Annotated in this window: 15 protein-coding genes; 12 read left to right on the top strand and 3 right to left on the bottom strand. The window is 73.1% G+C overall.

What is annotated here, in order from left to right:
- The first annotated feature begins 9 nt into the window (after positions 1-9).
- Entirely contained in the window at positions 10-1431 is a 1422-nt protein-coding gene (locus ACZ6RC_RS29475; RefSeq protein ID WP_469588949.1) for an NAD(P)/FAD-dependent oxidoreductase, read from the top strand.
- A 12-nt stretch (positions 1432-1443) separates the two neighbouring features.
- Here the strand turns inward: ACZ6RC_RS29475 and ACZ6RC_RS29470 are convergent, their stop codons facing one another.
- Complete coding sequence (locus tag ACZ6RC_RS29470; RefSeq protein ID WP_469588946.1) at positions 1444-3738, bottom strand: MMPL family transporter; 2295 nt, start codon at positions 3736-3738, stop codon at positions 1444-1446.
- 280 nt (positions 3739-4018) lie between these two features.
- Here ACZ6RC_RS29470 and ACZ6RC_RS29465 point away from each other — a divergent pair, with 280 nt between their 5' ends.
- Both ACZ6RC_RS29465 and ACZ6RC_RS29460 read left to right on the top strand, forming a co-directional pair.
- Positions 4019-4489, top strand: a complete 471-nt coding sequence (locus tag ACZ6RC_RS29465) for a bifunctional DNA primase/polymerase (RefSeq protein ID WP_453618512.1) — start codon at positions 4019-4021, stop codon at positions 4487-4489.
- Between the two features lie 67 nt (positions 4490-4556).
- Positions 4557-6362, top strand: a complete 1806-nt coding sequence (locus ACZ6RC_RS29460; RefSeq protein WP_469588941.1) for a chitinase — start codon at positions 4557-4559, stop codon at positions 6360-6362.
- 95 nt (positions 6363-6457) lie between these two features.
- Here ACZ6RC_RS29460 and ACZ6RC_RS29455 read toward each other — a convergent pair whose 3' ends face one another.
- The gene (locus tag ACZ6RC_RS29455; protein WP_469588939.1) at positions 6458-7228 is read right to left on the bottom strand and encodes a phosphatase PAP2 family protein; all 771 of its coding nucleotides are present in this window, start codon (positions 7226-7228) and stop codon (positions 6458-6460) included.
- Between the two features lie 96 nt (positions 7229-7324).
- Positions 7325-8659 (bottom strand): 4-aminobutyrate--2-oxoglutarate transaminase, encoded by a 1335-nt coding sequence (gene gabT, locus ACZ6RC_RS29450; RefSeq protein WP_391138728.1) that lies wholly within the window; start codon positions 8657-8659, stop codon positions 7325-7327.
- A 226-nt stretch (positions 8660-8885) separates the two neighbouring features.
- Between gabT and ACZ6RC_RS29445 the strand changes: the two genes are divergently transcribed.
- The 9 genes from ACZ6RC_RS29445 to ispG all read left to right on the top strand — a co-directional run bounded on the left by ACZ6RC_RS29445 (position 8886) and on the right by ispG (position 23561).
- Complete coding sequence (locus tag ACZ6RC_RS29445; RefSeq protein WP_469588936.1) at positions 8886-11306, top strand: type IV secretory system conjugative DNA transfer family protein; 2421 nt, start codon at positions 8886-8888, stop codon at positions 11304-11306.
- A 188-nt stretch (positions 11307-11494) separates the two neighbouring features.
- A complete protein-coding gene (locus tag ACZ6RC_RS29440; RefSeq protein WP_469588932.1) occupies positions 11495-13162 on the top strand; it encodes a PucR family transcriptional regulator in 1668 nt (555 codons plus the stop codon).
- 293 nt (positions 13163-13455) lie between these two features.
- Positions 13456-14427 carry an EamA family transporter gene (locus tag ACZ6RC_RS29435; RefSeq protein ID WP_469588930.1) on the top strand — a complete coding sequence of 324 codons (972 nt, stop codon included), beginning with the start codon at positions 13456-13458 and terminating at the stop codon, positions 14425-14427.
- A gap of 230 nt (positions 14428-14657) precedes the next feature.
- Positions 14658-16103, top strand: coding sequence for an aldehyde dehydrogenase family protein (locus tag ACZ6RC_RS29430; RefSeq protein WP_391138720.1), 1446 nt, complete (start codon positions 14658-14660; stop codon positions 16101-16103).
- 322 nt (positions 16104-16425) lie between these two features.
- Complete coding sequence (locus ACZ6RC_RS29425; protein WP_391138718.1) at positions 16426-18351, top strand: acyl-CoA dehydrogenase family protein; 1926 nt, start codon at positions 16426-16428, stop codon at positions 18349-18351.
- A gap of 116 nt (positions 18352-18467) precedes the next feature.
- Positions 18468-19706, top strand: a complete 1239-nt coding sequence (aroA, locus tag ACZ6RC_RS29420; RefSeq protein ID WP_391138716.1) for a 3-phosphoshikimate 1-carboxyvinyltransferase — start codon at positions 18468-18470, stop codon at positions 19704-19706.
- Positions 19707-19740: 34 nt separating this feature from the next.
- Positions 19741-21000, top strand: coding sequence for a 1-deoxy-D-xylulose-5-phosphate reductoisomerase (dxr, locus tag ACZ6RC_RS29415; RefSeq protein ID WP_391138714.1), 1260 nt, complete (start codon positions 19741-19743; stop codon positions 20998-21000).
- Complete coding sequence (locus tag ACZ6RC_RS29410) at positions 20997-22301, top strand: M50 family metallopeptidase (RefSeq protein WP_469588924.1); 1305 nt, start codon at positions 20997-20999, stop codon at positions 22299-22301. Before dxr ends, ACZ6RC_RS29410 begins: the two co-directional genes overlap by 4 nt.
- 102 nt (positions 22302-22403) lie before the next feature.
- Positions 22404-23561, top strand: coding sequence for a flavodoxin-dependent (E)-4-hydroxy-3-methylbut-2-enyl-diphosphate synthase (gene ispG / locus ACZ6RC_RS29405; RefSeq protein WP_453620119.1), 1158 nt, complete (start codon positions 22404-22406; stop codon positions 23559-23561).
- The last annotated feature ends 13 nt before the right edge of the window (positions 23562-23574 follow it).

The raw sequence follows: 23574 nt of genomic DNA, 5'->3' as shown, positions 1-23574 counted from the left end.
TTGGAAACCATGGCCCCAGTCGCCATGCGTAGTGCAGCCGCTCGATCTCTCTCCGAGGCCCGGCCCGTCCCCTTCTGGCTGGAAGACCCGGGCAAGCCGGAGGCCCTGCCCGCCCTCACCGGCACCGAGCGGTGCGACCTGCTGGTGGTGGGCGGCGGGTACAGCGGACTGTGGACCGCGCTCCTCGCCAAGGAGCGGGACCCGGACCGGGACGTCGTCCTCATCGAGGGCCACGAGGTGGGCTGGGCCGCCTCGGGCCGCAACGGCGGCTTCTGCGCCGCCTCCCTCACCCACGGCTTCGGCAACGGGCTCGCCCGCTGGCCCGGCGAACTCGCCACCCTGGAGCGGCTCGGCGCACGCAACCTCGACGCCATCGAGGAGGCGGTCGCCCGCTACTCCCTGGACTGCGACTTCGAGCGCACCGGCGAGATCGACGTGGCCACCGAGCCGCACCAGGTCGACGAACTGGCCGAGATGTACGAGGAGGCACGCGGGCTCGGCCTCGCGGACGGACTGGAACTCCTGGACCGCGAGGCGGTCCGCGCGGAGGTCGACTCGCCGACCTTCCTCGGCGGCCTCTGGGACCGCCGGGGCGTGGCCATGCTCCACCCGGCCAAGCTGGCCTGGGGCCTGAAGCGGGCCTGCCTCGACCTGGGCGTACGGATCTTCGAGAACACTCCCGGCCTGGAGCTGGTCTCCCTCGCCGCCGGCATGGGGGTCCGCACCCCCTACGGCAGGATCGTCGCCCGCCGGGTCGCGCTCGGCACCAACGTCTTCCCGTCGCTGGTCAAGCGGGTCCGGCACTACACGGTCCCCGTCTACGACTACGCCCTGACGACCGAACCGCTCACCCCGGAGCAGCTGGCCGCCGTCGGCTGGAAGAACCGCCAGGGGCTCGGCGACAGCGCCAACCAGTTCCACTACTTCCGGATCACCGCCGACCACCGGATCCTGTGGGGCGGCTACGACGCGATCTACCGCTTCGGCGGCCGGGTCAGCGCCGAGATGGACCACCGCCCGGAGACGTACCTCACGCTCGCCGAACACTTCTTCCGCTGCTTCCCGCAGCTGGAGGGGGTGCGCTTCAGCCACGCGTGGGGCGGGGCGATCGACACCTGCTCCCGCTTCTCCGCCTTCTTCGGCACGGCGTACCAGGGGAAGGTCGCGTACGCGGCCGGCTTCACCGGCCTCGGCGTGGGCGCGACCCGCTTCGGCGGCGACGTGATGCTCGATCTGCTGGCGGGCGAGCGCACGGAACGCACCGAGCTGCGGATGGTCCGCTCCAAGCCCCTGCCCTTCCCGCCCGAGCCGCTGGCCTGGGCCGGCATCGGCCTGACCAAATGGTCCCTGGCCCGCGCGGACGAGAACGCCGGCCGCCGCAACCTGTGGCTGCGGACGATGGACCGCCTGGGCCTCGGCTTCGACAGCTGACGGCGGCCGGGGTCACGGAGCCTTCCGTGGCCCCGCCGTCCCGTTCCCGGCCACGTCCGCCAGCGCGCCCTCGCCCTCGGTGTCCAGGTGCGGCAGGATCCGGTCCAGCCAGCGAGGGGTCCACCAGGCCTTCGGCCCGAGCAGCGTCATCACGGCGGGCACCAGCAGCAGCCGGGCGACCGTCGCGTCGATGAGCACGCTCGCGGCCAGACCGAGGCCCATCATCTTGATGACGATGTTGTCGCTGACGATGAAGGCCGCGAAGACGCTGACCATGATGAGCGCCGCGCAGGTGATGACGCGGGCCGTGATCTCCAGGGCGTGGGCGACGCTCGCCTTCGCGTCGCCGGTGCGCAGCCAGGCCTCGTGGACGCGGGAGAGCAGGAAGATCTCGTAGTCCATGCTCAGACCGAAGACGATGGCGAACATCATCATCGGCACGTAGCTCTCGATCGGGACGTCTCCGGAGACGCCGAGCGCCGGCCCTCCCCAGCCCCACTGGAAGACGGCGACCACCACGCCGTAGGAGGCGCCGATCGAGAGCAGGTTGAGGACGGCGGCCTTGGCGGCGACGAGCGGCCCGCGGAAGACGATCAGGATGACGAGGAACGCCAGGGCCACGACCACGGCGATGATCAGCGGCAGCCGGCTGGAGACGATGTCGAGGAAGTCGACCTGCGCGGCCGTGGTGCCGGTGACGTACGTGGAGGCCTGGGTGCCGGTCACGGCCTGGGGGAGGACGTCGTCGACGAGGTGGTTGTTCAGCTCCGTCGTCCGCTCGTCCTGCGGCGCCGCGACCGAGTAGGCGGTGGCGAGCAGGACGTCCCCGTCCGAGGTCGGCGTCAGCGGGGTGATCAGAGCGGCGTTCGGGACGCCGCTGAGCGCCTTCTGGGCCTGTGAGGCGAGAGCGGACCGGTCGGAGGCGGGCACCGAGGTCTGGTCGATCACCAGGGTCAGCGGCCCGTTGGAGCCGGGTCCGAAGGCCGAGGACATCAGGTCGTAGGCGCGCCGGTCGGTGAACGACTTCGGGTCGGCGCCGTCGCCGATGTGCCCGAGCTGCATGAAGAACATGGGAATGGCGAGCACCACGAGCACGACGACGCCCGCGGCCAGGAACCACCAGGGCCGCCGCTCGACGCGCAGCGCGTAGCGGTGCCAGGTTCCGTGCTCCTCGCCCTCCTGGACGTCGGTCTCCGCGATGGGGGCGCGTACCCGCAGGGTGTCGATCCGCCGGCCGATCAGCCCGAGCATCGCCGGGACGAGCGTCAGCGCGCCGAGGACGGCGGTGACGACGGTGGAGGTCGCGGCGAGGCCGAGCAGGCCGATGAAGGTCAGCCCGGAGACCCACAGGCCGGAGAGGGCGATGATGACCGTGCAGCCCGACACGAGGACCGCCCGGCCGCTGGTGGCGGTGGCCGCTCCGGCGGCCGTGACCGGATCGACGCCGTTCATCAGCAGCTGGCGGTGGCGGGTGATCAGGAAGAGCGCGTAGTCGATGCCGACGCCGATGCCGATCATCGTCGCCAGGGTCGGGGAGACGGTCGCGAAGGTCCACGCGGCGGCGAGCAGCCCGAGCAGCGCGAGTCCGCAGAGGGCCGCGAACAGCGCGGTGACCAGCGGCAGGGCGGCCGCGAGCACGCTTCCGAAGCCGATCAGGAGCACCACGATCGCGACCCCGAAGCCGATCGCCTCGCTGAGCCGGTCGTTCGCCTCCGGGCGGGCCAGCTCGCCCAGCGTGCCGCCGTACTCGACCTCCACCCCGGCGGCGCGCAGCGGCTCCACGGCGGTGTCGACACCGTCCAGGTAGGAGTCGCCGAACGTCGAGGGCTGGACGCTGAAACGGATCGTGATGTAGCCGGTCTTGCCGTCCGTGGAGAGCGGGCCGGGGTTCGGCGTCCCCGCCGGGACGCTCGGCGGCGTGGCGCCGGGCGCCGGGAGCGGGCTCTGGGCGCTGAGGACGTCCGGCAGCTTCCCGAGGGAGGCGACGGCTTGGGAGACCTGGTCGCTCACCTCGGTGAGCGGCTTCGCGGAGTCGTGCAGCACCACCTGGGCGCTGTAGCCGCCGGCGGCCGGCTCGTGCGCGCGGAGCACGTCGAGCCCCTCGGCGGACTGGGTGCCGGGGAGCGAATAGTTGTCCGAGTACTCGCCGCCGAACGCGTGCTCGAGGGCCAGCAGGCCGGCCAGGGCGACGATCCACCCGACGATCACGAGGACGAAGTGGCGTGCCGACCATGCGCCGAGCCGCCACAGCACGCCCTTCTTGCGAGAGCTTCCGGTCACGTGACCCGGGGACGGCGGGATCGGCATGGGGACACTCCCGGGGTGGTGGGCGCGGTGCGGAGGCCCATACGACCATGTGGGAGACGGCGGACCACGGAAGCCGCCGACCCGGTCCCCGGCTGTCCACCCGATCGGGCGCGCCCGACGGGTACCGGTGCGCCGGGTGTGCGCCCCTCGCGCACACCACTCGCCGCCCTGTGACCCACTTCACTACCGGTCGGCGGCCCGAACCCGCGTAATGATCGTCACCGACCCCGCTCTCTGCGTGTGGACGACGTGTCCGTACATGGAAGGGAGGCCGTTGGCCATGACTGGTTCGGGGGCGGCCAAGACCGCGGTGGAGTGGCTGGCGTCGGCGGCGCCGGATCCCGGTGCCTGCCGGTGGCAGTGGGAGCGCAACCCGCTCGGCATCGCCCTGCTGCCCGCCGGGAAGCGGTGGGACGTGCTGATCCTGCCCCGGGAGCTGGGTCGCCCCACGCTCGACGTGCTGGGCCGGCTGGTGGACCGGCCGGGGCCGGTCCTCGCCGACTTCGGCGACGCCCGGACGGGCTTCTTCGTGCCACCGGGCACGGCCTCGCGCTGGCTCGGGACGGGGGTGCGCGGCGCGGGCCGCGGCACCTGGATCGTGGTGCCCCACCCGGGCCGCGCGGTCGGCGGGGTGCGCTGGCTGGTGCCGCCGGACGGCAGTGGCACGCTCAACGACGCCTCGCTCCTGGAACTGGCGATGCACGAGGCGGCGGGCCGTCTGGCGCGGAGGGAAGGGGGTCAGAGGTCTTGACCACTCGATTGGTCTGGACCATGCTGTGGCGCGCTCCCCCTCGATTCCCCCCTATCCGGAGGCAGTTGTGGCCCGCACCAGACCTCTCACGCTCCTGCTGGCGGGCGCGCTCGCCGCCTGCGGACTCGTCGCCCTCACCCCCGCGGCCCAGGCCGCCGACGCCGACCTCGCACGCAACGGCGGCTTCGAGTCCGGCCTGGACGGCTGGAGTTGCACGGCGGGCAGCGGCGCCGTCGTCTCCTCGCCCGTGCACGGCGGCAGCAAGGCGCTGCGCGCCACCCCGGCCGGCAGCGACAATGCCCGGTGCTCCCAGACCGTCGCCGTCCAGCCGAACTCCGCGTACACGCTCAGCGGTTGGGTCCAGGGCGGGTACGTCTACCTCGGCGCGTCCGGCACCGGCACCACCGACGTCTCCACCTGGACGCCGTCCGCCGCCGACTGGCAGCGGCTGACGACCACGTTCCGGACCGGCGCCGCCACGACCGCGGTGACGGTCTACACCCACGGCTGGTACGGCACCGCCGCCTACCACGCCGACGACCTGAGCCTGGTCGGCCCCGGCGGCACGCCCGTCGAACTCCCGGCCGCCCCCAGCGGTCTGACGGCCGGGACGCCCACCTCGTCGAGCGTCCCGCTGACCTGGTCGCCGGTCCCGGGCGCCACCTCCTACCACGTCTACCGCGGCGGCTCCCGGATCCTCACCGTCGCGAGCCCCGCGGCCACCGCGACCGGCCTGACGCCCGCCACCTCGTACGGCTTCCAGGTCTCGGCCGTGAACAGCGCGGGCGAGTCCCCGAAGTCGGCGACGGTGACCGCGACGACCGCCACCGGCGGGGGCGGCAACCCGGGCGGCCAGCTGCCCGCGCACGCCCTCGTCGGCTACCTCCACGCCAGCTTCGCCAACGGTTCGGGCTACACCCGGATGGCCGACGTCCCCGACTCCTGGGACGTCGTCAACCTCGCCTTCGGCGAGCCCACCTCGGTGACCTCGGGCGACATCCGCTTCAGCCTGTGCCCGGCGACGGAGTGCCCGAACGTCGAGTCGCCGGCCGAGTTCAAGGCGGCGATCAAGGCCAAGCAGGCGGCGGGCAAGAAGGTCCTGATCTCCATCGGCGGCCAGAACGGCCAGGTCCAGCTCTCGACCACGGCCGCCCGCGACACCTTCGTCTCCTCCGTCTCGAAGATCATCGACGAGTACGGGCTCGACGGTCTGGACATCGACTTCGAGGGCCACTCCCTCTCGCTCCAGACCGGCGACACCGACTTCCGCAACCCGACCAGCCCGGTGATCGTCAATCTGATCCAGGCGGTCAGGACCCTCAAGGCGAAGTACGGCTCCGGCTTCGTCCTGACGATGGCCCCCGAGACCTTCTTCGTGCAGCTCGGCTACCAGTTCTACGGCTCCGGCCCCTGGGGCGGCCAGGACCCCCGCGCCGGCGCCTACCTCCCGGTCATCCACGCCCTGCGCGACGACCTCACCCTGCTGCACGTCCAGGACTACAACTCGGGCCCGATCATGGGTCTCGACAACCAGTACCACTCCATGGGCGGCGCGGACTTCCACATCGCGATGACCGACATGCTGCTCACCGGCTTCCCGGTCGCGGGCAACACCGACCGCGTCTTCCCGGCCCTCCGCCCCGACCAGGTCGCGATCGGCCTCCCGGCCTCGACCCAGGCGGGCAACGGCCACACGGCCCCGGCCGAAGTGGCCAAGGCCCTGGACTGCCTGACGAAGAAGACGAACTGCGGCTCGTACCAGACCCACGGCACTTGGCCGGCGCTGCGCGGCCTGATGACGTGGTCGATCAACTGGGACCGCTTCAACGCCTGGGAGTTCAGCCGGAACTTCGACGCGTACACCTGGAGCTGACGACCGGGAGAGGAACCGCGGTCAGGAGGCCGACGGGGACACGGCCGGCCGCGCGGATGCCCGCGCGGCCGGTTCCCGTGCTCCGCGCGTCGCGGTCACTCGCGTGACCGGGCGGCGTGCCGCGCCGCGAGGGCGGGCCAGGTGAGCAGGGGGAGGCAGAGGGCCACCGAGGCGAGGACGTCCAGGGGCCAGTGGTAGCCGCGCAGGATCAGGGCGGTGCCGGTCAGGGCCGTGAGGAGGGCGGCGAGCGGGATCAGGCGGCGCGACACCAGGAAGGCGGCGCTGACGTAGGCGACCATCGCCGTCGCCGTGTGGCCGGAGGGGTAGTAGCCGGCGGCCCAGGGTTCCAGCGGGCCCGGGCGGGCCGTCCACTCCTTCAGGGGGATGACCAGCAGCGGCACGAGAGCCATCGTGAGGCCCGCCGCCAGGGCCTGGGAGCGCCGGCCGCGCCGGAACGCGTACGCCATCGCGGCGCCGAGGACGGGGAGCGCGACCGTCATGTTGCCGAGGTCGGCACCGAGCTCGGAGAGCCGGCGGGGGACCAGGTCGACGAGGGAGCGCGAGAGGCGCTCGTCGAGGCGGGCGAGCGAGCCCGCCGCGACGACCTGCCAGGTGATGACGGCGAACAGAACGACCGCCGAGAAGACAGCCGACCTCCCCGGAACAGGGGGGGTTGTTCCGGGGAGGTCGGCCTGACCGGGCTGCCGCGCGCCCCGGGGGGTGTGGGGCGGGCGGCCATCCGATCGGTGAGGAGTTCCGGAGCGCGAGGCTCCAGCGGTGTGCGCGAGGGCACGGTCAAGGCGGGGCTGGGGAGGCTCCGCCCTGTTGTCGCCCGCAGTCTCCTGCGAGCGGGGTGTTTCTCTCATCTGCAGAAACCGTACGCCACGGAATGGGGGGCCGACAGCCGGATTCCCATCCCGCCATCGGCCCCCCACACCTTCTTCACACCAGGTGTCGAACGATCAGATTCCGGCGAACGCGTTCTCGATGATGTCGAGGCCCTCGTTCAGCAGGTCGTCGCCGATGACCAGCGGCGGAAGGAAGCGGAGCACGTTGCCGTAGGTGCCACAGGTCAGCACCAGCAGGCCCTCGGCGTGGCAGGCCTTGGCCAGCGCGCCGGCGGCCTCCGGGTTCGGCTCCTTGGTGGCGCGGTCCTTGACCAGCTCGATCGCGATCATGGCGCCGCGGCCGCGGATGTCACCGATGGAGTCGAACTTCTCGGCCATCGACGACAGGCGCGCCTTCATGACCGACTCGATGTTCTTCGCCTTGGCGTTGAGGTCGAGCTCCTTCATCGTCTCGATGGAGCCGAGCGCGCCGGCGCAGGCCACCGGGTTGCCGCCGTAGGTGCCGCCCAGACCGCCGCCGTGCACGGAGTCCATGATCTCGGCGCGGCCGGTGACGGCGGCGAGCGGCAGGCCGCCCGCGATGCCCTTGGCGGTCGTGATCAGGTCGGGGACGATGCCCTCGTCCTCGCACGCGAACCACTGGCCGGTGCGGCAGAAGCCGGACTGGATCTCGTCGGCGACGAAGACGATGCCGTTGTCGTTGGCGAACTTCACGATCTCCGGCAGGAAGCCCTTGGCCGGCTCGATGAAGCCGCCCTCGCCGAGGACCGGCTCGATGATGATCGCGGCGACGTTCTCGGCGCCGATCTGCTTGCTGATCTGGTCGATCGCCTGGGCGGCGGCCTCGGGGCCGCAGTTCTCGGCACCGGTCGGCCAGCGGTAGCCGTAGGCGACCGGGACGCGGTAGACCTCGGGGGCGAACGGGCCGAAGCCGTGCTTGTACGGCATGTTCTTGGCCGTCAGCGCCATGGTGAGGTTGGTACGGCCGTGGTAGCCGTGGTCGAAGACGACGACGGCCTGGCGCTTGGTGTACGAGCGGGCGATCTTGACCGCGTTCTCGACGGCCTCGGCGCCCGAGTTGAAGAGCGCGGACTTCTTGGCGTGGTCGCCCGGGGTCAGCTCGGCCAGCGCCTCGCAGACCTCGACGTACCCCTCGTACGGCGTGACCATGAAACAGGTGTGCGTGAAGTCGGCGAGCTGCGCGGCGGCGCGGCGGACCACGGCCTCGGCGGAGGCGCCGACGGAGGTCACGGCGATGCCGGAGCCGAAGTCGATCAGCCGGTTGCCGTCGACGTCCTCGATGATGCCGCCGCCGGCCTTCGCCGTGAAGACGGGCAGCACGGAGCCCACGCCACCGGCCACGGTGTCGAGGCGGCGGGCCTGAAGCTCCTGCGACTTCGGGCCGGGGATGGCGGTGACGACGCGCCGCTCCTGCGGGACAGCGTTCATGCGGGGCTCCTGGGATGTTCTGGACGCACTTGTGGTTTCTTCGCAGGCTAGGTGCGGGGGAGGGCGGCGGGCATGCGCCGATAGGGAGTGTTGCGGGGTGTGTCGTTGTCCGTCGCGGACATAGGCGCCCGCGCACGACACCGGCGCGAGTCGCTGAACTCACTCCCGTGGGGGCACTAGATTGACCGTGCACAGGCGGGCCTGGCTGGTCAGGGGGCAGCGGTTCATGGATTCCGAAGGCACATTCGACGCACGCGGCACACGGGCGAATCCCGTGCCCCGCCCGGCGGCGCCCCCGCGGATGCCGGCCGCGCCACCGGGGGCGGCCGACGGCTCCGGCGCGCACCCGTCCCCGCCGCACCCGCATCCGGACCCGAACGCCGACGCGGACGCGAACACGGAGCCGGGCCCGCACCACCCGCACCCCCACGCGCTCGCCACGCCGCCCGCCGGCTCGCCCTCGATGCCCCGGCACGCCCCGGTCACCCGCCCCGCCGTCGCCGACTGGCTGCGCGTGCCCCGGCCCGCCGCCGCCCCCGGCGTCTGGCGGCTCGGCCACCGCGAGCGCCCCGAGGAGGAGCCGGACCTCGTGCCCGGCCGGCAGCTCCTCACCGGCGCCTTCGTCGCCTACCTCTGCGGCTGGCTGCTCTGGTCGCTCCTCTTCAACGGCTATCTGGAGGGGTGGTGGATCTTCGTCGACGACTGGTGGCTGCTGCCGATGACCCTCCTCGTCCCCGACGCGTGGCAGTCGCAGCACAGCCCCCACGTCCAGTGGTTCGCCGCCGCCACCTACCTCTGGGACGCCGTCGTCCTCGCCCTCCTCGCCGTCGGTTTCGGCCGGATCGGCAACTGGCGCGAGGTCTGGCTGCGGTACGGCGTACCCCTCTGGCCGCTCTTCGTCCTCGTTCAGGGCGTCTGGAACGACATGCCCCGCGACGTCGTGACCTGGCTGACCTGGGCCTCCAACCTCTACTACGTCCTCCTCGCCGTGGCCGTCGCCGCGGCCGTCACCCGGGTCGGCACCTGGCCCGCCGTCCGCCGCCGCCTCGGCACGGCCGACCCGGCCGACGAGCCGCCGCCCCCGCCCGCCGCCGACCCCGCCGAGTGGCCCGAGCTGCGCGAGGCCGGACTCACCGAGGCCGCGAGCACCCTCGCCGACGCCACCCGCCGGGGCATCCTCGGCGATGTCGACTACGCCCGGATCCGACGCGCCTGGCAGGGCGTCCGCGCCCGGCCCGAGCGGCTCGCCGCCTTCGCCGACGCCGTACGCACCCGGGGCGCCGCCGCCTGCGCCCACCCCTCGGGCGTCCGCGACCTGCCCGTCCGTACCGCCACGCACGACCTCGCCACCGCGCAGGTCCTCATCGGCACCGCCGCCGACCACCCCCGCAACCCCTACGCCCGCCGCACCACGGGCGTCGCCCTGGAGCCGGGCCTCCTCGGCACCTCGCTGCTCGCCGTCGGTCCCGCCGGGTCCGGGAAGACCGTCCGCCTCGTACGGCCGGTGGTGGAGTCCCTCTGTCTGCAGGCCCTGGCCAACCGGGCGGCCGTCATCGCCGTCACCGCCCACGGCACCGCCGTCGGCCCCGACGACGCGTTCGACGTGGTCGTCGCCGTCGGACGCCCCGACTCCACCCACGACCTCGACCTGTACGGCGGAGCGGACGACCCCGACGAGGCGGCGCGGATCCTGAGCGAGGCGCTCGTCGGCGACCTGGCCGCCGACAGCCGCCGGGCCGCCACGGCGCTCGCCCAGCTCCTCGGCCCGTTCCACAGCGCGTACCGCCGCTTCCCCGCCGTCCCCGAGCTGCGCGAACTGCTGGCCGGTACACCCGACGCCCTCGACGCCCTGCGCGAAGCCGTCGCGGACGACCCCGCCCAACTGCGCGAACTCGACGCCCGCGCCCGCCAGGCCACCCGCGGCGACGACGTCGGGGTCCTGCTCGCCGAGCGGATCGCCTTCCTCGACCGGCCGGCGTTCGCCCGCTTCTTCCGTACCGACGGACAGGAACGGCAGTTCTCCCTCCGGGCCGTCGAGCACCCGCTCCGCGTCCGCGTCGACCTGCCCGAGCGCGGCCACGCCGAGGCCTCCCGGATCGTCTCCCGGCTGCTGCTCGCCCAGTTCGCCGAGGCCGCCCTCGCCCGCCGCGACCGGTCGCTCTTCGCCTGCCTGATCCTGGACGACGCCTCGTACACCGTCACCGGCGAGTCGGTCCGGGCGGTGCAGCGGCTGCGTTCGGCCAACGCCGGGGTCGTCCTCGCGCTGCGCAGCCTGGAGGAGGTCCCCGAGACGCTGCGCGGCGCGCTGCTCGGCGCGGTCGGCTGCCGGATGGCGTTCGCCGGGATCGCCCCGTGGGACGGCGGGCGGTTCGCGGAGACCTGGGGCACCGAATGGGTGCAGACCAGGGACGTCACCAACCGGCAGATCATCTCCGACGAGCCCCTCACCAAGGCCCTGCACTTCATGCGGCGGGTGGTGACCGGCAAGGCGGCGACCGCCGAGGCCGTGACCGTACGGGAAGTGGAACGCGAGCGGTGGTCGGCCTCCGACCTGGCCCACGCGGTCCCGGCCGGCCACGCCGTGCTCTCCCTCGCGCACGTCCGGGGGGAGCACACGCCACCCCTGCTGGTGGACCTGCGCGGCTGAGGCGGCGGCGCGCGGGCGGTACGGGAGCGGGCGGTACGGAAGGCGCGCCGGGCACTCCCGTCGTGCCTTCCGGCCGTCCGGCGGCGGGTCGGCGCCGAGCCCACGCGGGACCCGGTGGGCCCTGGCACAATCGGGAGGCGCCGCTCGGCTGAGCGGCCTCCCCTCGCTCAAAGGTCCGACGGTCCCCAATGCCGCCCACCCTCGCCTCACTCGTCCAGCACTCGGCGCTCAAGCTCACCGTCCGAGCCGGTGAGGACCGGCTCGACACCCCCGTGCGCTGGGCCCATGTCAGCGAGCTCGCCGACCCCGTCCCCTACATGGAGGGCGGCGAACTGCTGCTCACCACCGCGCTCACCCTCGACGCCGAGGACCCCGCGGCGATGCACCGCTATGTGCGGAGGCTGCTCGCCGCCGGGGTCGTGGGGCTCGGCTTCGCCATCGGGGTCAACTACGACGACATTCCCGAGGCGCTCCTCGACGCGGCCCGCGCGGAGGGGCTGCCGCTCCTGGAGGTGCCCCGGCGGACCCCGTTCCTGGCGATCAGCAAGGCGGTGTCGGCGGCGATCGCGGCGGACCAGTACCGGGCCGTGACCGCCGGCTTCGAGGCGCAGCGCGAGCTCACCCGGGCGGCGCTCGCGGAGGGCCCGGACGCGGTCGTGGCGCGGCTGGCGGCGCACGTGGACGGATGGGTGGCGATGTACGACACCTCGGGCACCGTCCTCGCCGCGTCCCCCGAGTGGGCGGCCCGCCGGGCCGCCCGGCTGACACCCGACGTCGAGCGGCTGCGGGACCGGCCGGCGCCCGCGAGCGCGGTGGTCGGGGGCACCGACGACCGGGTCGAACTGCAGTCGCTCGGCACCGGACGGCGGGTGAGGGGCGCGCTGGCGGTCGGCACGGGGGCGCCGCTCGGGACGGCGGAACGGTACGCCGTGCACTCCGCCATCGCTCTGCTCACGCTCACGACGGAGCGCTCGCGCTCCCTGCAGGCGGCGGAGGGGCGGCTCGGCGCCGCCGTGCTGCGGATGATGCTGTCGGGGCAGCCGGACCACGCGCGGGCCGTCGCGGGCGACTTGTACGGAGGACTGCTCGACGCCCCCTTCCGGCTGCTGATCGCGGAGGTGTCCAGCGGGTCGGGCGGGTCGGGCGGGTCCGGTGGTTCCGGCGGATCGGCCTCGACCAAGGCGACCGGGTCGACCAGGGCGACCGGATCCACGAAGGCGACGGGATCGGCCGGGGAGCCGGAGAAGGAGCCGCCGCTTCCGGCGCTCGCCGACGCGCTGGAATCGGCGGCGGCCCGGGCGGGCGAAACGGTTCTGGCGGTACCGGAGAGCGAGGGCCGGCTGGTCGTCCTCGCGGGGGACGGCGGAGCGGTCGTGATCGCCTGCGCGGCGTACGCGGAACGGGAGGCGGAGGACGCGGGCGTCGTCGTCGGCCTCTCGGCCCCGACGGGGCCGATCGCCGCGGGCGCCGCGTACAAGCAGGCCGAGCAGGCGCTCTCGGTGGCCCGGCGGCGCGGACGGGCGCTGGTCGAGCACGAGGACCTGGCGGCGGGCTCGGTCCTGCCGTTGCTCGCGGACGACGCCGTCCGCGCCTTCGCGGACGGCATGCTCCGCGCCCTGCACGAACACGACGCCACCGGCCGCGGCGATCTGGTCGCCTCCCTCCGCGCCTGGCTCTCCCGCCACGGCCAATGGGACGCGGCGGCCGCGGACCTGGGCGTCCACCGCCACACGCTCCGCTACCGCATGCGCCGGGTCGAGGAGATCCTGGGCCGCTCCCTGGACGACCCCGACGTCCGGATGGAGCTCTGGCTGGCCCTGAAGGCGACGGGCGCCGACGCACCGGAGACGCGCTGAGGGGAGGGGCGCCGTTCACGGCGGGCCCGGCGCCGTCGGTGCCCTCAGCGCCCGCCCACCATCGCCCGTCTCAGGGCCGCCCGGGCCCCTCGCCCCCGTCGGGGCTCTCAGCGGCCGTCCACCTCCGGCCCCGCCTCAGGCCCCCGGGCCCCTCGGCCCCCCTCGGGGCTCTCAGCGGCCGTCCACCTCCGGCCCCGCCTCAGGGCCCCCGACCCCGTCAACACCCCGCCCCCCTGCCCGATGCCGGGCAGAATTCCTGGCACTCAGGGCAGGAAGTGCCTAATCTCCTGCTCATGACAAGCCCCGCCGTCGATCCGGCCTCCGAGGTCCAGACGTCCGCCTCCGGCGCCCCCCACGCCCCCGCCCCCCGTCCGCCCCGCCGGATCTCCGGTGCCGTGTGGGTCGCGCTCGGGATCGTCTACGTCGTCTGGGGCTCCACGTACCTCGGGATCCGGATCGTCGTCGAGACGATGCCGCCGTTCCTCTCCGCGGGCGCCCGGTTCGTCACCGCCGGGCTGATCCTCGCCGCGCTCATCGCCTGGCGGCAGGGGCCCAAGGCCCTCAAGGTCACCCGGCGGGAACTCGCCTCCGCGGTCGTCGTCGGTCTGCTGCTCATCCTCGGCGGCAACGGCCTCGTCGTGCTCGCGGAGACCACCATCCCCTCCGGCCTCGCCGCCCTCCTCATCGCCGTCGTGCCCGCCTGGGTCGTCGTCCTGCGGGCCGCGTACGGCGAGCGCCCCGGGGCCGGTGCCGTCACCGGCGTACTCCTCGGTCTCATCGGCCTCGCCGTCCTCACCCTCCCCGGCCTCAGCGGCGACGTCCGGATCAGCGGCGTCCTCCTGGTCATCGTCGCCACGGTCATGTGGTCCGTCGGGTCCTTCTCCTCCGCCCGGATCCCCATGCCCGCCAACCCCTTCACCGCCAGCGCGTACGAGATGGTGGCGGGCGGTCTCGGGGGCCTCGCCCTCGGGCTGGTCCGCGGCGAACAGCAGGGCCTCGACCTCGCCGCCGTCTCCACCCGCTCCTGGACCGCGCTCGCCTACCTGATCGTCTTCGGCTCCCTGATCGCGTTCACGGCGTACGCCTGGCTCCTCCAGTCGGCCCCGCTCTCGCTCGTCGCCACCTACGCGTACGTCAACCCCGTCGTCGCCGTCCTCCTCGGCGCCCTCGTCCTGGACGAGGCGCTGACCTGGCCCATCGCCCTCGGCGGCGCCGTCGTCGTCGCGGGCGTCTGCCTCATCGTCACCACCGAGCGACGGTCGTAGCGGAGGCCGTGGCGAGGGGCGCGGCGCGAGCCCGGCCGGAGCCCCGGCCCCGCCGCACGACGCCCCGCACCACGACCCGCCGGCGCCCCTTCCTCCAAACCGTCGACCCCCCGCCCCCCACCACTCCACCACGGACAAACGACGCCCCGGCTCCTCGGCCCTAACGTGGCACGCAGACACGTCAGCGACACCCACTGGCGGACCAACCGATACGAAAGGGCCGGGACGCAATGACTGCCACCCACGCCTTCTGGCTCGCCGGCCGCGAGGCCACCGGCGAGGCCACCTTCGACGTCACCTCCCCCTGGGACGGCCGTGTCGTCGGCACGGTGAGCGTTCCCACCGAGGCCCAGGTCGAGGAGGCCGTCGCCGCCGCGCACGCCGTCGTCGACGAGTTCGCCGCCACCCCGGCGCACGTGCGGGCCGCCGCCCTGGACCACGTATCGAAGCGTCTCGTCGAGCGCACCGAGGAGATCGCCCAGCTGATCTCCGCCGAGAACGGCAAGCCCATCAAGTGGGCCCGAGGCGAGGTCGGCCGCGCCGTCTCCGTCTTCCGCTTCGCCGCCGAGGAGGCCCGCCGCTTCAACGGCGGCGAGGCCCAGCGCCTCGACACCGACGCCGGTGGCGTCGGCCGCCTCGCGATCACCCGCCGCATGCCCAAGGGCGTCGTGCTCGGCATCGCGCCGTTCAACTTCCCGCTGAACCTCAGCGCCCACAAGGTCGCCCCGGCCATCGCCGTCGGCGCCCCGATCATCCTCAAGCCGGCCCCGGCCACCCCCATCTCGTCGCTCGTCCTCGGCGAGCTGCTGGCCGAGACCGACCTCCCGGCCGGCTCCTGGTCCGTCCTGACCGTGCCGAACGACCGGATGCCCGCCCTCGTCCAGGACGAGCGCCTCCCCGTCATCTCCTTCACCGGCTCCGACAAGGTCGGCTACGCCATCCAGGAGTCCGTGCCCCACAAGCACTGCACCCTGGAGCTCGGCGGCAACGCCGCGGCCGTCGTCCTCGGCGACTGGGCCTCCGAGGCCGACCTGGACTGGGCGGCGACCCGCATCGCCACCTTCTCCAACTACCAGGGCGGCCAGTCCTGCATCTCCGTGCAGCGGGTCATCGCCGACGCGTCGGTCTACGACCGGCTCGTCCCGAAGGTCGTCGCCGCCGTCGAGGCGCAGGGCACCGGCGACCCGTCGGACGACACCACCGACGTCGGCCCGCTCGTGAGCGAGGACGCCGCCAAGCGCGTCGAGGCCTGGGTCGACGAGGCCGTGAAGGACGGCGCCGCCCTCCTCACCGGCGGCAAGCGCGAGGGCGCGACCTACGCCCCCACCGTGCTCGCCGACCTGCCCGCCGGCACCACCCTGGCCTGCGAGGAGGTCTTCGGACCGGTCCTCACCCTCACGAAGGTCGACGGCGAGGCCGAGGCCTTCGCCGCGGTCAACGACTCGAAGTTCGGCCTCCAGGCCGGCGTCTTCACCCACGACCTGCAGACCGCCTTCCGCGCCCACCGCGCGCTGGAGGTCGGCGGCGTGATCGTCGGCGACGTCCCGTCCTACCGCGCCGACCAGATGCCGTACGGCGGCGTCAAGCAGTCCGGCGTCGGCCGTGAGGGCGTCAAGTACGCCATGGACGACTACACCTACGAGCGCGTCCTGGTCCTCACCGGCCTCGCGCTGTAGCAACCGCCCCACCCGCGGCCGTACGCGTCCCACACCCGTACGTCCGCCCGCAGCCGTACGACCGTCACACCCGTACGGCCCAAGACCGACGGCCGGAGCCCACTGTGCGGGGGCTCCGGCCGTCTTCGCGTCCCCGCGGCCGCCCGCGCCCGGGCACCCGGCCCCCGGCGGCCCGGGTACGGGCGCCGGCCGGCGGTCCGCGCCGGGTCCCGGGCGGGGGTCCGGGCCGGCGCTCGTGTTTCCTGACGCCGCGAAATCGGGTACGACGGACGGGTAGCCACAAGCCCCACGAGCCCCCGATGAGCGGCGAGGTGAGCTCCGCATGTCCGCACCCACCCAGCGGCCCAAGGTCACGGAACGAGAAGCGCGTCAGGTCGCCGAGGCCGCGCGCGAGCAGGACTGGCGCAAACCCAGCTTCGCCAAGGAACTCTTCCTCGGACGCTTCCGCCTGGACCTGATCCACCCCCACCCCATGCCCGCGCAGGAGGACGTACGGCGCGGCGAGGCGTTCCTCGCCAAGCTGAAGGACTTCTGCGAGACCCGGATCGACGGCCGGCTGATCGAACGCGAGGCCCGCATCCCCGACGAGGTCGTCGCCGGCCTCAAGGAGCTGGGCGCCCTCGGTATGAAGATCGACCCGAAGTACGGCGGGCTCGGTCTCACCCAGGTGTACTACAACCGCGCCCTCGCCCTCGTCGGCACCGCGAGCCCCGCCCTCGGCGCCCTGCTCTCCGCCCACCAGTCGATCGGTGTGCCGCAGCCGCTGAAGATCTTCGGCACGCAGGAGCAGAAGGCGACGTTCCTGCCGCGCCTCGCCCGTACCGACATCTCCGCCTTCCTGCTCACCGAGCCGGACGTGGGCTCCGACCCCGCCCGGCTCGCCACGACCGCGGTCCCGGACGGCGACGACGCCTACGTCCTGGACGGCGTCAAGCTCTGGACCACCAACGGCGTCGTCGCCGACCTGCTCGTCGTCATGGCCCGCGTGCCGAAGTCCGAGGGCCACAAGGGCGGCATCACCGCCTTCGTCGTCGAGGCCGACTCGCCGGGCGTCACCGTCGAGCACCGCAACGCCTTCATGGGCCTGCGCGGCCTGGAGAACGGCGTCACCCGCTTCCACAGTGTCCGGGTGCCCGCCGCGAACCGGATCGGCCCCGAGGGCGCCGGTCTCAAGATCGCGCTCACCACCCTGAACACCGGCCGGCTCTCCCTCCCCGCCATGTGCGTCGGCGCGGGTAAGTGGTCGCTGAAGATCGCCCGCGAGTGGGCGTCCGTACGCGAGCAGTGGGGCAAGCCGGTCGCCCGCCACGAGGCGGTGGGCACGAAGATCTCGTTCATCGCGGCCACCACGTTCGCGCTGGAGGCCGTCGTCGACCTGGCCTCGCAGATGGCCGACGAGGACCGCAACGACATCCGCATCGAAGCGGCCCTGGCCAAGCTCTTCGGCTCCGAGATGGGCTGTCTCATGGCCGACGAGCTGGTCCAGATCCGCGGCGGCCGCGGCTACGAGACGGCGGACTCCCTCGCGGCGCGCGGCGAGCGGGCCGTCCCGGCCGAGCAGCTCCTGCGCGACCTGCGGATCAACCGGATCTTCGAGGGCTCGACCGAGATCATGCACCTGCTCATCGCCCGTGAGGCGGTGGACGCCCACCTCTCCGTGGCCGGCGACATCATCGACCCCGACAAGTCCCTCTCCGACAAGGCCCGCGCGGGCGCCCGGGCCGGCGGCTTCTACGCCCGCTGGCTGCCCCAGCTCGTCACCGGGCAGGGCCAGGTGCCCGGCGCGTACCGCGAGTTCGGCGAGCTGGCCACCCATCTGCGGTACGTGGAACGGACGTCGCGGAAGCTGGCCCGGTCGACGTTCTACGCGATGTCGCGGTGGCAGGGCCGGATGGAGCTGAAGCAGGCCTTCCTCGGCCGGATCGTGGACATCGGCGCGGAGCTCTTCGCGATGAGCGCGGCGTGCGTACGGGCCGAGTCCCTGCGGGCGACGGGCGACCACGGCCGCGAGGCACACCAGCTCGCCGACGTGTTCTGCCGGCAGTCGCGGCTGCGCGTGGAGGAGCTGTTCGGCCGCCTGTGGTCCAACACGGACGACATCGACCGCAAGGTGGTCGAGAGCGTCCTCGCGGGAGCATACGGATGGCTGGAGGACGGCATCGTCGACCCCAGCGACGACGGCCCCTGGATCGCCGACACCCCGCCGGGCCCGTCCACCCACGAGAACGTCCACCGCAAGATCCCCTGAGCGGCCGGGGCCGGACCCCGACCCGCACGGCGTGCCCGCGGCGGCGGGGGGGCGGGGCCCCCCCCCCCCCCCCCCCCCCCCCCCCCCCCCCCCCGTCCGCCCGGCACCATGGGCCCGTGACCGTCATCGACATCCCCGGCTCCAAGTCCGTCACCGCGCGCGCCCTCTTCCTCGCGGCCGCCGCGCGCGGGACGACGACCCTCCTCAGGCCCCTCGTCTCCGACGACACCGAGGGCTTCGCCGAAGGGCTGAAGACCCTCGGTTACGCGGTCCGCCAGGAGGCCGGGGCGTGGCACATCGAGGGGCGGCCCGAGGGCCCCGCCCGGGAGAGCGCCGAGGTGTACTGCCGCGACGGCGCCACCACCGCCCGCTTCCTGCCCACCCTCGCCGCCGCCGGGCACGGCACCTTCCGCTTCGACGCCTCGCCCCAGATGCGCCGCCGCCCCCTCGGCCCCCTCTCCACCGCCCTGCGCACCCTCGGCGTCGACCTGCGGCACGAGGAGAAGGAGGGCCACCACCCCCTCACCGTCGCCGCCCGCGGCATCAAGGGCGGGGCGCTCACCCTCGACGCCGGCCAGTCCTCCCAGTACCTCACCGCGCTGCTGATGCTCGGCCCGCTCACCGCCGAGGGCCTCACCGTCACCGTCACCGACCTGGTCTCGGAGCCGTACGTCGAGATCACCCTCGCGATGATGCGCGCCTTCGGCGCACGGGTCACCCGGGAGGGCCGTACGTACACCGTCGAGCCCACCGGCTACCGCGCCGTGCGCTACCCCGTCGAGCCCGACGCCTCCACCTCCTCGTACTTCTTCGCCGCCGCCGCGCTCGAACCCGGCCGGACCGTCACCGTCCCCGGCCTCGGCACCGGCGCCCTCCAGGGCGACCTCGCCTTCGTCGACGTCCTGCGCCGGATGGGCGCCGAGGTGGAGATCACCGACACGGCCACCACCGTCCGCGGCACCGGCACCCTGCGCGGCCTCACCGTGAACATGCGGGATATCTCGGACACCATGCCGACCCTCGCCGCGCTCGCCCCCTTCGCCGACGGGCCGGTCCGCATCGAGGACGTCGCCAACACCCGGGTCAAGGAGTGCGACCGGCTCGACGCCTGCGCGGAGAACCTCCGCCGCCTCGGCGTCACCGTCACCACCGGCCCCGACTGGATCGAGATCCGGCCCGGCACCCCGGCCGGCACCGGCGTCGAGATCGCCACCCACGGCGACCACCGCATCGTCATGTCCTTCGCCGTCACCGGCCTGCGGACCCCCGGCATCACCTTCGACGACCCCGGCTGCGTCCGGAAGACGTTCCCCGACTTCCACCGGGTCTTCGGAGCGTTCACCCGTACCCCGTGAAGGGCGCGCGGTCTTTGCGGCAAGAATGGGGGGCATGAGCGACCGCCCCTCTCCTCTCGCCGATCCGCACATCGCCTTCGACCCAGCCGAAGGCCGCCGGGACATCGTCGTCCTCGGCTCCACCGGATCCATCGGCACCCAGGCCATCGACCTGGTCCTGCGCAACCCCGACCGCTTCCGGGTCACTGCCCTCGCCGCGTCCGGCGGCCGGGTCGAGCTGCTCGCCGAGCAGGCGTACAAGCTGAAGGCGGCGACGGTCGCCGTCGCCCGCGAGGACGTGGTGCCCGCGCTCCGCGAGGCGCTGCGGCGGTGGTACGGCTCCGAGACCCTCCCCGAGGTCCTCGCCGGCCCCGACGCCGCCACCACGCTGGCCGCCTCCCCGTGCCACACCGTGCTCAACGGCATCACCGGCTCCATCGGCCTCGCGCCCACGCTCGCCGCCCTCGAAGCCGGCCGCACCCTCGCCCTGGCCAACAAGGAGTCGCTGATCGTCGGCGGCCCGCTGGTCAAGGCCCTCGCCGAGCCCGGCCAGATCATCCCGGTCGACTCCGAGCACGCCGCGCTCTTCCAGGCGCTCGCCGCCGGCACCCGCGCCGACGTCCGCAAGCTGGTCGTCACCGCCTCCGGCGGCCCCTTCCGCGGCCGTACGCGCGAGGAGCTGGCGCACGTCACCCGCGAGGACGCCCTCGCCCACCCCACCTGGGCCATGGGCCCGGTGATCACGGTGAACAGCGCCACCCTGGTGAACAAGGGTCTGGAGGTCATCGAGGCGCACCTCCTCTACGACATCCCCTTCGACCGCATCGAGGTCGTCGTCCACCCCCAGTCGTACGTCCACTCGATGGTCGAGTTCACCGACGGCTCCACCCTCGCCCAAGCCACCCCGCCGGACATGGGCGGCCCCATCGCCGTCGGCATCGGCTGGCCCCGGCGCGTCCCGGACGCCGCCCCCGCCTTCGACTGGACCAAGGCCTCCACCTGGGAGTTCTTCCCCCTCGACACCGAGGCCTTCCCGTCCGTCGGCCTGGCCCGCCACGTCGGCGAACTCGGCGGCACCGCCCCCGCCGTCTTCAACGCCGCGAACGAGGAGTGCGTCGAGGCGTTCCTCGCCGGAAGGCTGCCGTTCAACGGAATCATGGATACGGTCACGGCAGTCGTCACCGAACACGGCACCCCCGCCCGGGGAACCTCACTGACGGTGTCGGACGTCCTCGAAGCGGAGACCTGGGCCCGCGCCCGGGCCCGCGAACTGGCAGTAGTCGCAGCGAAGGCAACCGCGGAGGCGCGCGCATGACCGTACTTCTCACCCTCCTCGGCATCGCGCTGTTCGCGCTCGGCCTGCTCGTCTCCATCGCCTGGCACGAGCTGGGCCACCTCTCCACCGCCAAGCTCTTCGGCATCCGCGTGCCGCAGTACATGGTCGGCTTCGGCCCCACGATCTGGTCGAAGCGGAAGGGCGAGACGGAGTACGGCATCAAGGCCATCCCGGCCGGCGGCTACATCCGCATGATCGGCATGTTCCCGCCCGGCAAGGACGGCCGCATCGAGGCCCGCTCCACCTCGCCCTGGCGCGCCATGATCGAGGACGCCCGGGAGGCGTCCTTCGAGGAGCTCCAGCCCGGCGACGAGAAGCGGCTCTTCTACACGCGCAAGCCGTGGAAGCGCGTCATCGTGATGTTCGCCGGCCCGTTCATGAACCTGATCCTCGCCGTCCTGCTCTTCTTCGGCAGCGCGATGGCCGTCGGCTTCGAGACCCAGACCACCAAGGTCGCCGGCGTCACCAACTGCGTCATCGACCAGAGCGAGAAGCGCGACTCCTGCGTGCCGGGCGACCGCCCCTCGCCCGCCAAGGCCGCCGGGCTGCTCGAGGGCGACCGGATCGTCGCCTTCAACGGCGAACGCGTCACGGACTGGAACACCCTCTCCGACCGCATCCGCGCCACCACCGGCCCCGCCACCGTCACCGTCCAGCGCGGCGGCGAGGAGCTGGAGCTCCGGGCGACGCTCCTGGAGAACAAGGTCCTGAAGAAGGACGCCGACGGCAACGTCGTCCAGCCCGCGCAGTACGTCTCCGCCGGCTACCTCGGCTTCGAGTCCGGCCGCGAGGTCGTCCCGCTCACCTTCGGCGAGTCCGCCTCCCGGATGACCGACCAGCTCCAGGCCGGATTCGAGTCCGTCCTCGCCCTGCCCGGCAAGATCCCCGACCTCTGGGACGCCACCTTCGGTGACGGCGAACGCAAGCAGGACTCACCCGTAGGCGTCGTCGGCGCCGCCCGCATCAGCGGCGAGCTGATGAACATCGACGCGCCCCCGCAGACCATCCTGGTCTTCTTCCTGCAGCTGGTCGTCATGTTCAACGTCTCGCTGTTCCTGTTCAACATGCTGCCGCTGCTCCCGCTCGACGGCGGGCACATCGCGGGCGCCCTGTGGGAGTCCGTACGCCGCCACACCGCGCGGATCTTCCGGCGTCCCGACCCCGGCCCGTTCGACGTGGCCAAGCTGATGCCGGCCGCCTATGTCGTCGCGGGCGTGTTCGTCTGCTTCACGCTCCTCGTCCTCGCCGCCGACATCGTCAACCCGGTGAAGCTGACGTGACCGTTCGGCGGCCGGAGCCCCGGGGTGTCCGGCCGCCCGCCGCCGGGGCGGTAATCTCGAAGACCTGAGCCCGATGAACCACACCTTGGGGTTGTACAGCTGATGACCGCGATTTCTCTCGGTATCCCGTCCGTTCCGACCCGGCTCGCCGAGCGGCGCAAGAGCCGCCAGATCCAGGTCGGATCGGTCGCGGTGGGCGGGGACGCGCCCGTCTCGGTGCAGTCGATGACGACGACCCGCACGTCCGACATCGGCGCCACGCTGCAGCAGATCGCCGAGCTGACGGCCTCCGGCTGCCAGATCGTGCGCGTGGCCTGCCCGACGCAGGACGACGCCGACGCGCTCGCCGTCATCGCGAAGAAGTCGCAGATCCCGGTCATCGCCGACATCCACTTCCAGCCGAAGTACGTCTTCGCCGCGATCGACGCCGGCTGCGCCGCCGTCCGCGTCAACCCCGGCAACATCAAGCAGTTCGACGACAAGGTCAAGGAGATCGCGCACGCCGCCAAGGCCGCGGGCACCCCGATCCGGATTGGCGTCAACGCGGGCTCGCTCGACGCCCGGCTGCTGAAGAAGTACGGCAAGGCCACCCCCGAGGCGCTGGTCGAGTCCGCGCTGTGGGAGGCCTCCCTCTTCGAGGAGCACGGCTTCGGCGACATCAAGATCTCGGTCAAGCACAACGACCCGGTCGTCATGGTCAACGCCTACCGCCAGCTCGCCGCCCAGTGCGACTACCCCCTGCACCTCGGCGTCACCGAGGCCGGCCCCGCCTTCCAGGGCACCATCAAGTCCGCCGTCGCCTTCGGCGCGCTGCTCTCCGAGGGCATCGGCGACACCATCCGCGTCTCGCTCTCCGCGCCGCCGGTCGAGGAGGTCAAGGTCGGCAACCAGATCCTGGAGTCGCTGAACCTCAAGCCGCGCCGTCTGGAGATCGTCTCCTGCCCGTCCTGCGGGCGCGCCCAGGTCGACGTCTACAAGCTGGCCGAGGAGGTCACCGCGGGCCTGGAGGGCATGGAGGTCCCGCTGCGCGTCGCCGTCATGGGCTGCGTCGTCAACGGCCCCGGCGAGGCCCGCGAGGCCGACCTCGGCGTCGCCTCCGGCAACGGCAAGGGCCAGATCTTCGTCAAGGGCGAGGTCATCAAGACCGTCCCCGAGTCGAAGATCGTCGAGACCCTCATCGAAGAGGCGCTGAAGATCGCCGAGCAGATGGAGAAGGACGGCGTGACGAGCGGCGAGCCCGAGGTCCTCACCGTCGCCTGACCCCCGGCCCCGC

It is taken from the genome of Streptomyces sp. NPDC048353 (assembly GCF_055587165.1).
The sequence above is the reverse complement of the archived record's forward strand: the minus strand, read 5'-3'. Positions and strand labels throughout refer to the sequence as shown.